Origin of the sequence: Paenibacillus sp. FSL F4-0100, assembly GCF_037993005.1 — a bacterium.
In the GTDB taxonomy this organism is placed as follows: Bacteria; Bacillota; Bacilli; order Paenibacillales; family Paenibacillaceae; genus Paenibacillus_AQ.
On the sequence record NZ_CP150303.1, the window covers coordinates 4,747,514 to 4,758,883 of the forward strand.

The 11,370-nt window shown below is 46.8% G+C and carries 6 protein-coding genes; all 6 read right to left on the reverse strand.

The genetic code is table 11. From position 1 onward, the window contains the following. Positions 1-5,223, reverse strand: a complete 5,223-nt coding sequence (locus MHH48_RS21425; RefSeq protein WP_076321926.1) for an S-layer homology domain-containing protein — start codon at positions 5,221-5,223, stop codon at positions 1-3. Positions 5,224-6,034: 811 nt separating this feature from the next. Beyond that, a complete protein-coding gene (locus tag MHH48_RS21430; RefSeq protein ID WP_076321927.1) occupies positions 6,035-6,598 on the reverse strand; it encodes a DUF1697 domain-containing protein in 564 nt (187 codons plus the stop codon). Continuing rightward, positions 6,595-7,992 carry a protoporphyrinogen oxidase gene (locus tag MHH48_RS21435; RefSeq protein WP_076321928.1) on the reverse strand — a complete coding sequence of 466 codons (1,398 nt, stop codon included), beginning with the start codon at positions 7,990-7,992 and terminating at the stop codon, positions 6,595-6,597. The genes MHH48_RS21430 and MHH48_RS21435 overlap by 4 nt, the downstream gene beginning before the upstream one ends. 538 nt (positions 7,993-8,530) lie before the next feature. Next, positions 8,531-9,265, reverse strand: a complete 735-nt coding sequence (locus tag MHH48_RS21440; protein WP_076322186.1) for a GTP pyrophosphokinase family protein — start codon at positions 9,263-9,265, stop codon at positions 8,531-8,533. Between the two features lie 357 nt (positions 9,266-9,622). Then, a complete protein-coding gene (locus MHH48_RS21445; RefSeq protein ID WP_076321929.1) occupies positions 9,623-10,603 on the reverse strand; it encodes an acyltransferase domain-containing protein in 981 nt (326 codons plus the stop codon). 17 nt (positions 10,604-10,620) lie between these two features. Next, positions 10,621-11,295, reverse strand: a complete 675-nt coding sequence (locus MHH48_RS21450; protein ID WP_076321930.1) for an MBL fold metallo-hydrolase — start codon at positions 11,293-11,295, stop codon at positions 10,621-10,623. Positions 11,296-11,370: the final 75 nt, after the last annotated feature.

An 11,370-nucleotide genomic window follows, 5' to 3' on the forward strand; every position in this document is an offset into this window, starting at 1 on the left:
TTACTGCTTCTCCACGTTCTCCAGCATACGAAGAATCATCATTACGGCTTCCGCCCGGGTCGCGGAGTCCCGTGGAGCAAACCGGTTACCCGAGCGGCCATTTACGATGCCAGCCGCAGTGGCGGCAGCGATTTCCTTCTCTGCCCAAGCTGGAATGGCTTGCTGATCACGGAATTCCGTTTCTGCTTCTGGTAAGGCAAGGCCCAGGTAACGTGCGATCATGACCGCCATTTCAGAACGGTTGACGGATTGATTCGGTCTGAATGAGCCGTCTTCATATCCCTTCACAATATCTTCGGATACGGCCCATTGAATCGCTTCAAGCGCCCAGGATCCGATCTGGGAACTGTCTTTGAAATCCAGCTTCCCAGCATCCCTTTGTCCATCGAGTGCTTTGGCCATCATGACCATAAATTCGGCGCGTGTTACTTGTCGGTCCGGTTTAAAGGTATGATCCGGATACCCCCCAACGATACCGAGCTGAACCGCTTCCTCTATCGCCGACGAAGCCCAATGTCCTGCGATGTCTGTTAACATCACCGGCTTTGGCTCCGGCCTCGGTTCTTCGGTCCCCGGCTTCGCCTTACGGTGAATGGTTAACTGGTAGGTTCGGGTCGTCCCGTTCTCCGCCCGAATCACCAGCTTCAACAGGTTATCCCCTTCCTTCAGCTCGATAACCTGATCCTTTTTCAGGGGTTCTTCTCCCAGAAGGACTGTTGCCTTGCTATGCGCCGCATGAACACGGAGCTGCACAGATTCGGCTTCCGTCTCAAGTCGGTACTCAGTTCTGTTCTCATTGAATGCAGGGGTAAGTTCAGCTGCTTTGCCGCCGATGATCACTTCAAGTTCTTTTAAACGGTTGTCTCCAGATAATACGTATCCTCCAGAGGACCCCGATCCTGATTCTGATCCCGATGATGGAGGATTCTCCGTTGAAGGTACAACCGATGCGTTATAGGTACGGATCGCGGCTTGCAGAGCAGTGATCGCATTCTCTACTGCCTTGGCAGTTGCATGATCCTGTTGCGCTATGGCGCTGGCTCTTTCAATGGCAGCACGGAGTGCAGACCTTGCTGCGGCCGGATACTGCCCCGGCGATGTCCCTTCCCAGGTTTCGTCGAGCCTTTGCTGTGCCGATGCGATTAATCCGATTAACTCGCTCTTGTCTACTGCTGCTGCCGGTGTTGTGACTGTGTTATGAAGTCCGGCGCTCTCTCCCGCAGCGTTATAGGCTTTTACAGTAAAATGATATCGGGTGTCCGGCTCCAAACCGGAAGCGGTATATGAATACACATCATTGGTCACGGCAACAACCGGTTCACTCCGCCCTTTCAGATATACACGATATCCATCCACGCCATTATCTGCGGTCGCCTCCGGCCAGCTCATGGATACGCCGTTTGAAGTAATGTCCGAAAATTCAAGCTCCCCGGCTGTCCATACAGGTGCACCCGGAATTTCTACGGCTTGAGTGATGACCGTTAAGGCCTCACTAGGAGCGGATTCCGTGCCTTGCTTGTCCACGGCGGTTACTTTGAATTCATACAGCGTGTCCGGGGTTAGCCCTGTCGCTTCATATACGCTATCCGTGACCGTTGCCACGCGCTCCCCGTCCTGATACACATTAAAGTTCACGACTTGTTGGTCTGGAGTGTTTACGGGATCCCAACCGATTTGAACTGTTGACGATGTCACATTCAGTGCTTTCAGGTTGGTCGGAGCGTTGAGATTCCCGCCATCTGTCGTGAATGTCCACACATCCGAAAGGGTTTTCCCCCCGAATTTGTCTTGTGCGACGACATACCACGAATAGGTTCCATCGGATTGCAGTCCTGTCCACGGTTGAGTAACCTCAGTGCCGCTAGCCACGTTCTGCGGTGTACCGATAGACTCTCCTCTCAGATGATTTACTTGGATCGAATCGGTTGCTACGCGCTTTAATTTCGGTTCAAGATCCAGATTCATCTTGAACTCATCCGAGCCATTTGTATAATAATTGTACTTATCCAGATAAGGAGAGTACGTATTTACGTAAATCTGATTGCTATCCTTATCAAAATGCAGCAATCTCAAGTAACCACTGCCGCCATCGGCATGTCCTTGGTAGTCTGCCAGCATCTGATACACGGTTCTGTCCGCAATACCGTCACCATTATCATCCAATTCATTCTTAAGCAGACTGGCTCCCGTGTAATGGCCGCTCAGAACGGCAACCACATTCGGATTCGGAACGACAACTTCCTTGTACAATTTGTTGCCTATACCGGAACGAGTTCCGTTCGCGAGCATATAATCATGGAAATTCAGGAATGCGGTACGGTCCGGATACGCTGCGAGAACCTCGTTCATCCACTTGATGTCTTCGTCTTCAACGCCCCATCCCATATACATCATGATGAAGTCGTTGCCTTCAACGGAGACAAGGTCATAATGCCCGCGATTGTCCTTGTAGGAACCTCCGTAATATGGCTGATTCTTGTAACGCTCCTCCCCGAAATATTGACTGTAGGTCGTGTAATCCCAATCATAACTTCCCACATCATGATTTCCGGCGAGCACGCCATGCGGCAGATTTGCATCCTCCAGCATCTTCATGTAATCATCGGCACGTTTCCATTGATACTCAGCTGTCGGATCATTCACGATATCACCGGTATGGAACAGATATTTGATGTTCATATCATCGATGGAATCGACAATCCAGTCGAATTGCTTCTGCTGAATATGCGGGTACAGCTCCGTTAAGAACTGGGTATCCGATACCCATACAAAAGTGTAATCATAATCCCCACGGGATGGAATTTCGTCCTGTACGATGACATCCACTTTGCTGTTCTGGACGTAGTCTGCTGCCATCAGTTCGCCTCGCAGCGTAAAATCATCTTCAGACTGGGCAATATGTTGGGTAATTTCCGTCCACTTGTTCTGGTTGTGGTTCCACGCATACATCGTGACCTTACGGCCGGGCACCGTGTGTCCTTCCCAAGTCACTTCAACGTTGTCACCCGGCTCCACGGCATGCTCCAGCTCTACCTCAAACCGGATATAAGGGAACTGGGACGTGGAATCCACCGTGACATATTGATCGTTGGACTCTGCTACCAGCTTCAATTCCTCTGCAGTTAGCGCAGTTTCGCCCACCGGGAACCTGTCCTTAGGTGGCTCTTCATCCGAGGCGTTCTTGGATAATTTTACTCGATCGCCACTTAATGCATGATACGGATACGCCTGATGGAAGGAGACCTCAAGCTCGTCATCCGATGGATCGCTGACTTGAACCTTCAGTTCCGGCGACAACCCGGTTCCGCTCTCCATATCTGCTGGTGAGACCAATACAGGTGCATTCGGATGCTCCGGTGCCGTGTTAAACGTTACCGTACGTTCCGAGATGTTGCCGATCTTGTCCACTGCCCGAATTTCCAGCTTATGATCACCTGGATCAAGCTCGGATGATGAAGTATCGTATGGCACCTGGATGGTTCGACCATCCAGCAGGACCTTCACCTGTTCCACGCCGGATACGCTATCTTCTGCAGTCACATCGACCGGGATGCTTCCCTTATAGCTCTTCCCCTCTTCAACGGTCACGCTAATTACCGGTCCATTGTTATCTACCTGAACAATGGCAGATGCTTCAGACTTCCCCTTTACATTCAATTCAACCTTGTGCTGCCCGTCTGTAACCGTCGTAGTATCCCATGCGTAAGACAGGGCACTTACTTTATCGGCTGGAATATCGAATTGAAATGCAACAAAAGGCAGAAACCGTCCATCGTCACCAAGGTCATGGATAAGCGCAGGATCGCTAAATTGCGGATCCCGGATTTCTGTCCCATCTCCTAACAACAGCCGTACATTGCGGGCATTAAAGTCATCCATATTTCCGGTCGGCTTGTCATCCTCGAAATAGGTTTTCTCATTATCACCGGCCCGAAGGGTAATTTCGTTTGTGCCGCTTATCAACCATTGCGGTTCGATGGGGACAACGATGGTTTGATAGCCGTCAATGTTCGCCTCGGTCTTGAACAGAACATTCTTGCCGATGGTTACCGTGTTGATCCCATCGTCAATACCATCGCCTTCAAAAACAAAATAAGCGGAATGCTCCATAACGGGTGTACCTTGAACCGGATGCCCGTCGATATGAAGCTCAAGATCTGCAGGTTCTACCCCACCTGCTGCACCCCGAATATAGGTTATCCCGGTGACGGTCTGTTGATCGTCAACATTCAGGCTGGCGCTGGCACCATTCCCCGTGAGATCGACTTCGTATTTGGGACTCGCTACTTCCTTAAAGGTGTTGGACACCGTGAAAAAATACTCCAGCTTGGTGTGTCCCAGCAGCTCCAGGTAAGAAATCGTATGACCGAGGCCTTGCTTTCCTTCCTGAAGCTGTACGACTTTGTAATCGTTCTGTCCATCGACACGATAAGATAACGCGAGCGAAGTAACCATACGATCATCGTGCGCTTCTGCGAGAATCTCCAGATTTTCGCCCGGCGTCACATTCGTCGTTGTCGTCCGGTTGGTGACCGTTGGTTCCTTGGTCACATCAATATGTACCGGCTCCGCAGGCACCTCGGAATGCTGCAGCGAACCCGGCGTAGCCTTATGCTCCAGCTGGGAAATCCGCTGCATCTTCAGGCTGCCATCCTCCGGGTACTTATAGAAGATCCCCTGATCGGCGGCGTTATGAACATCTCCGTCATTGTAAAATGCGGATACGATCGGACGGCCGGTGTTCGTCACAACCACAAGCTCCCGCATGCGTGAATTGGACATGCCGCCTGAAAATATTTTGACGACATCGGTGTTTTCAATCAGGTTGGTGCCGTAATTTTTATTAAAATCAGCAATCGTTGATTTGCTGTTCTGTGCGTTAATAATCCAGAACACCAGCGTGCCTCTGGATGGAATCATCACCTCATCGGGTACATGAGCCCAGAGGGTATCACTCTCCAAGTAACGGTAACGAATTTTGTAATGGCTGAAATCGATGTCTTGGTCGGTATTGTTATATACTTCAATAAATTCATAACCATCGGCGGTTCCTACATTCGTAGAATCAGGGACAAGCTCGGTGATCAGCAGTTCAGGTACATTGTTCAGTGCGTTGGATGACTGGGCTGAAGCCTGTCCTGGGAAACCGGCAAACGAGGCCGACAACACGATACAAAGAATCAAGAAACAGGATATACATCGATTCAGGACGATCTTAGACAATGGAAAACCTCCTAGAAATGATTTTTTGAACAATCAATTCAGTTTCCCAATTCTCCAGGTCTCCATGGGATCTCCAAATTTTAATTAAAGCGCTTTCAATATTAAATCCCTCACGATTTAGATTTAGGCTATCCCCTATAAGAGATCCATTTAGCACCTCACCTCCTAAGATCAATAATTGCATATTCCCTTTGATTTTTAAACCGATTTATGTAAAATCTGATAAATGATTCACAAGTCCCGGGATCAGTTAATCATCTAGTAAAATAGGACAATTTGTTAACAGATATTCATTACTATATATTAAGTAGTTACCCCTATCTCAAGGTCCACAAGCGGGGCAGCATAGCGTATAAAACCCATTACTTCCAGACTATTCTCGTCTTATCCGGTTCATCTTTGGGCAAGCATCCGTCAGGATCCTCTTTCATGGAATGCAGCTTCAGCTTATTCAGATACTATCAATTACTCCGGTCTCCCGCACAAAAAAAGACCCCGCGAATAATTTCGCAGGATCCTTATCAGTGGGAAGCGATTTAAAATTCATTATGCAGCCATTTTCCAATTGCTAGGGTGCCTTACCTGAAAAGAATCGAAGAAACTTCGCTCTCCTTCTCCTTTTGCGAGTGTTCATGGTGAATCAACTGCCTTTCGGAATGACATCATGTTCTTCCGTCCGTCGATTGACAATACCACTTCCCACTTGTTCTATATTTACCCGCTCCTCAGGAAGTGAAACACTTTAGCCCGAACTTCCTCTCGAATTTTGAGATTAGCCTATGTACCCCTTCATTTGTATAAATGATGGCGACTACTCACTCTTCATTGTCTGGGACAGTTGTACCAGCTTGTTCATGGTTTTCCAATTCCGCATCGTCATCGGTACGCCGAGCTTCGTCAACTGAACCGCCAGCTTGGAATTCCGAACGCTTTCCTTAAACAGTAAGTAAACCTCTTCACCAATAACCTCGAAGGTTTCCTTTTCGTTTACATAAAGCCTTAATTTCTCTATATCTTCAGCAGCAGGCGCTTCCGGCAGCATGGCAACATAAAGACTCTCAAACTCCGACGCTTCCTCCGCTTGACGTATCGTTTCTTCCGAAAATGGACAGTTCCGAACGATCCCCTCGATTTCCTCAGAGGTTCTAAGGATCACCGATATCGAGAAGCCGAACGTTTCAAGTATGCCTTGCTCCATTTGGACGCGCAGCGTTTCCTTGGATTCCGCAGATTCGAAGAGCACGTTTCCGCTCTGGATGTAGGTCTGCACGCGAGCCAGCCCCATGTGTTCAAGCATTTTTCTTAAATCGGCCATTTTGATCTTGTTATGGCCGCCGACATTAATCCCTCTGAGCAACGCGATATAAATTGTCATCCAAGCATCCTTTCCACGATCAGACCTGCCGTCTTCTCCCCGTTCGCAATGCAATCCGGTATACCCACTCCATAATAGGAGCATCCCGCAAGCATAACGTTAGGGTACAGGTCACCCATTTTATGCTCTAATGACTCCACGATTTGCCGGTGCTTCAAATGATAATTCGGCATATTATCATGCCATTTAGTGACTTCACAAGAGATAGGCTCTGCCTTAATGCCGAGGCTTAGGCTGATATCCTCCATCCCGACCCGTTTCAATTCTTCATCGGATAATTGGATGAACTCCTCATAATGCGGATTGGAGCTTTTGTAGAACAATCGCATTAATAACCGCTTGTTCTCGGAAGTATGCTCCCATTTCCGGCTCGTCCAGGTACAAGCATCACACTTTAACTGGGTGCCCTTAGCCGTAATGAATCCCGTTCCATCGTAGGGAAGCTCTTCGTCTTGAATATCATAGGCAAGATACACGCTGATAAGCGATTTGGTATACAGCTGGTCAAAGTCCTCGTTAAGCAGCGGATCTTGCAGCAGCTCCTTCGCGGCGGATCCCATTGTGCTTAATACAACAAAATCAGCTTCAAGCTTTTCGCCATTTGCCAATGTTATCCCGTAACCGCTAGCCATTTTCTCCAGCTTCTCTGCGGAAACGCCCTTGTATATCTTCGCGCCTGTTTGTATCACGGTCCGTTCCAGTGCATCAATCAATACGGAGACTCCGTCTTGGAAGGAAACAAACTTCTTATTACCTGAGCCCAGGAACTTCTGTTTATGCTCGGCTAGACCACCCATGATACTACCGTGTGCATTTTTGTATTCTAGTAAATAAGGAAACGTGGACGCAATGGTGAGATCATGAAGCTCTCCGGAATATACGCCCGATATGACCGGAGCGATCTGATTCTGAACGATTTCCTTGCCAAGGAAGGCTTCAAGGAACTCGCCTAAAGAATCATCCTTGGTAAACGTTTCATTCGGCGTGTAGTAGTCCTTGAGCGCCTCCACCTTCCCCTCGGAAGACACGAGCTCGCTTTCCGCCAAGGATTTCAAGCTAAGCGGTATGCCGAATACGCTCTCATCCGGGATTCTTTTCAAACCTGCAGTCGTATATATGAACGAAGTCCCCGTGGCATTATACACAACCTGGTCTGTTAACTGAAGCTCCTCTAGAAGTGGTGCCACATTTGTTTTCCGGGATACGATCGAATCCGCTCCGGTTTCCATAATAAATTCACCATTCTGAACGGTTCGGATTTTGCCTCCCAGCGTTTCACTTGCCTCGATAAGCACCAATTCCATATCTTGTTGATGGCGATTTAACTCTTTTTGCAAATAGTATAAGGTCGAAAGTCCGGTAATGCCGCCGCCGATGACTACGGTAGTTGTCACTGTACATACACCTCTATTATGTAGGTTCATAACATCTTCATCATGTTTGTTACCATTGTATCCAATTTCTAAGTATATCATAGAGTCCGTTCTTTCGAGGGCCGCCAATCCCTCAATATTGTGAACAGAATCGTTCACACAGTCATCGGCTTTCCACTAGGAAAAGGAACACAATTTGTACATCATGCATCCTATTCCCTTTGTGCACGTCCAGATTCAGGGGCATGCAAGGATGGTTGTCGACAGCAAAAAAAACTCCGCGAGATCACTCGCAGAGTTTTTTCGTGGGAAGCGGTTATTTCTATTCAAACGCAATCGTTCCATTGCTTAAGGTGTACTTTGGAATAATTCAGGTAGTGTCGTCCTTATTCCTCGTTATGCTGTACATGGGTATCAAATCCTTTCGGTAATTCCGACTTAACGTCTTATTATCCGTCTGGTGTTGATGTGTTTCCACTTCCCACTTAGGATATATATACCCGGTGTACGGTTGATGAAACAGGTGAAGCTTTTCTTTTTTTTGCCCCTGCCAGAACTTTTAATTATCCTCGGTCAACACTTCAAGCAATCCGGCCGGAAGCTCATACTTGCGGTTGTTGATCTGAATGCTCTTCAGCTCCTCCAGCAGCGAATCATTGCTTTCCGAATCCTTAATGGCCTGTACTTCGTGGTGCAATTGCTCCATCTGACGGTCCAGCGCGTTAGCCGTATCCGCCGCCTTCTTAAGCTCTTCCAGCAGATGCTGGGGAACCGACTTATTATATTTGTAGAAAATTTTATGCTCCAGACTCGCCCAGAAATCCATGGCAATAGTCCGAATTTGGACTTCAACGCATACCTTCTCCACCCGGTCGGAGAAAAAAACAGGCACTTCGACTAACAGATGCAGGCTTTGGTATCCGTTTGACTTCGGATTCTTGATATAATCTTTGACGTTCAGGACCGTTAAGTCGCTCTGCTTCTGCAGCATGTCGCTGATTTTGTAAATGTCGGTAATGAAGGAGCAGGTGATTCTTAGACCAGCGATGTCTTTAATGTTATCTTCAATGGAACTGAGAGATATGTTTCCGCCTTTTCGGAGCAGCTTCTTCATGATGCTCTCCGGCGATTTCAGGCGGGACTTCGTATGTTCGATCGGACTATAATCATGAAGAGCCTGGAACTCCTCTTTTAATATTTCCATTTTGGTTTCGATCTCATCTAAGGCGAATTTGTATTTCATCATAAATCGGGTAATTTCGTTCCGAATGATTTTGAGCTGTTCGATTTGCATAGAATTCATGGGATACTTCCTTTCGATTGTGTGATTCAGAGCCGTGATGACTCGAGTAGTAAATAAAAACAAAACACGCTGCTAACATTCTAGAAGTTCTGTTCCCTCTTTAAATAGTAGTTGATTTTGAGGTGCGACTGCAACTTTAGTGCAATGACGTCAAAAAGACGCTGCAACCAGGAGGTTACAACGTCTTTTATCATATGCCAGCATCATGCTGCTTGATATCGTTGTATAAACCATATCTTGCAAGGCGTTTATGCTCGTATTTTATTATCTTATACTATTCATAACATGTTATTATTTCTCGGGCAATCGCAAAATACTCATGGTTTCGACATTAATTCTTAGTATGACTTAAGTGGTTACTCGTTCCATTTTTATTTTGGATATGACTTGTTCCAATCTATGGATATCCTTATGAAAAGGACTTAGAACGGTATATATATTTTGAACTTCATGTGAGCCAAACATTTGATGATTATGCTTAATGAAGGTGGCAAGTGTTCCTCCAGGGCCTAAATCTACAAAAATCTTATCTTTCAGGGGCATCAAAGATTTCAATGCATTGCGGAATTGGATCGGTTCCCTCACCACGTTCCATAAGTATTCGGGTTCGAAAGCAGCCACCCTCTGCCCGCTAAAAGATGAGATTACGGTCGTATGGGGAGACTTTAAAGCTAAAGAGCTTACATGGCGCTCATAATACGGGCCTGCCGGGTCGATCCACTTGGAATGGAAACCATGACGAATGGGTAATCGCTGAGCCATGATATTACAATCTTTTAAATAAGACTCCACTTCGGAAAGAGCCGCGGCTCCTCCCGAGATGACAAAATGCGTATCAAAATTAACCGATGCAATCTCACAGTTCTGATAAAGTATCGGTTCGCTGCGGTATAGAGATACCTGATCAAGAATAGCGATCATGCCCCCGGATTCGCAATGATTCTGAACGATTTCAGCTTGAGCGATCACATGCTCCAATGCTGAAGTGTAATCCATGGAACCTGCGACCGTGCAGGAAGCAAATTCCCCCAAGCTTGTGCCTAACACATAATCAGGGAAGATCCGATATTCCATAAATACCTGAGCTAAGGCATACTCGATCATGAATATTGCGGGATGTGTGAATGGTAATGAATCAAATGGCTGGCTGATCGGATAATCATTCTCGTAAAGCTCGCGGGTTACCGATTTCCCGGAGATTTGATAATAATATTGATCCAGCTTCTGAATCCAATGACGGAATACCGGCTGATCCCGATATAACTCCTTGCCCATTTGGTAATATTGCGATCCTTGCCCCGAAAACAAAAATACGATCGATTTCCCCACTTTTTTTCACTCCCATTTTATCGAAAATTAAATATCCCTTCTTGATTTGGCCTCATTCTGAAATTGACAAAATGCTTGAGCGAATCCAATTGAAAATAGATGTTCTGATCGTACAACATACTTATCGTTTGACCAGGAGGGGTACCATAGGAATGACCAGGAAATACCCGCAGTTCCGGAGCTGCAAAAGATTTGATTTTTTGAATGCTATCAAACATTGCCTCAGCGGATCCCCCCTTGAAATTGCATCCCCCGCAGCCTTCAATAAAGAGTGTATCCCCCGTAAAAATACAGTCTTCAAGCAAAAAACACATACTTCCCGAAGTATGCCCGGGCGTCCACAAGCACGTCACGTTTGTCTCCCCGAACATGACGACCTCATTATCGGATAAACTTGTCAAATTTCGGCAATTAAAACCATAGTCTTCAATTTCCACGCTCGACATGAATACATCACATTCATAAATTTCGGTTAACACCGACGCCAAATTTACGTGATCGTAGTGGGAGTGGGTCAGCATAATCCCTTTCACATCTGCGTTTAAATAGTTTAGCCTGCCTATTATGGTATCGAGTTCCCATGAAGGATCAATGATGATGGCAGAGCGGCTGCTTTTATCAAAAACAATATAGCTATAATTAATAAAGGGATGCGAAACCGTTCGCAGTACAAACACTTCGTAATGAACCATGATTCCTCCCCTTTCGCATCGGGCATAAAAAACTCCCGGCTAAGCGCCGTTTACTGCAGCTTAACCGGGATTCGT

Coding starts and splice junctions, on each gene's coding strand:
- MHH48_RS21430 (WP_076321927.1), bottom strand. CDS start 6,598: ATGACAATTTATATCGCGTTGCTCAGAGGGATTAATGTCGGCGGCCAT.
- MHH48_RS21440 (WP_076322186.1), bottom strand. CDS start 9,265: ATGCAAATCGAACAGCTCAAAATCATTCGGAACGAAATTACCCGATTT.
- MHH48_RS21450 (WP_076321930.1), bottom strand. CDS start 11,295: ATGGTTCATTACGAAGTGTTTGTACTGCGAACGGTTTCGCATCCCTTT.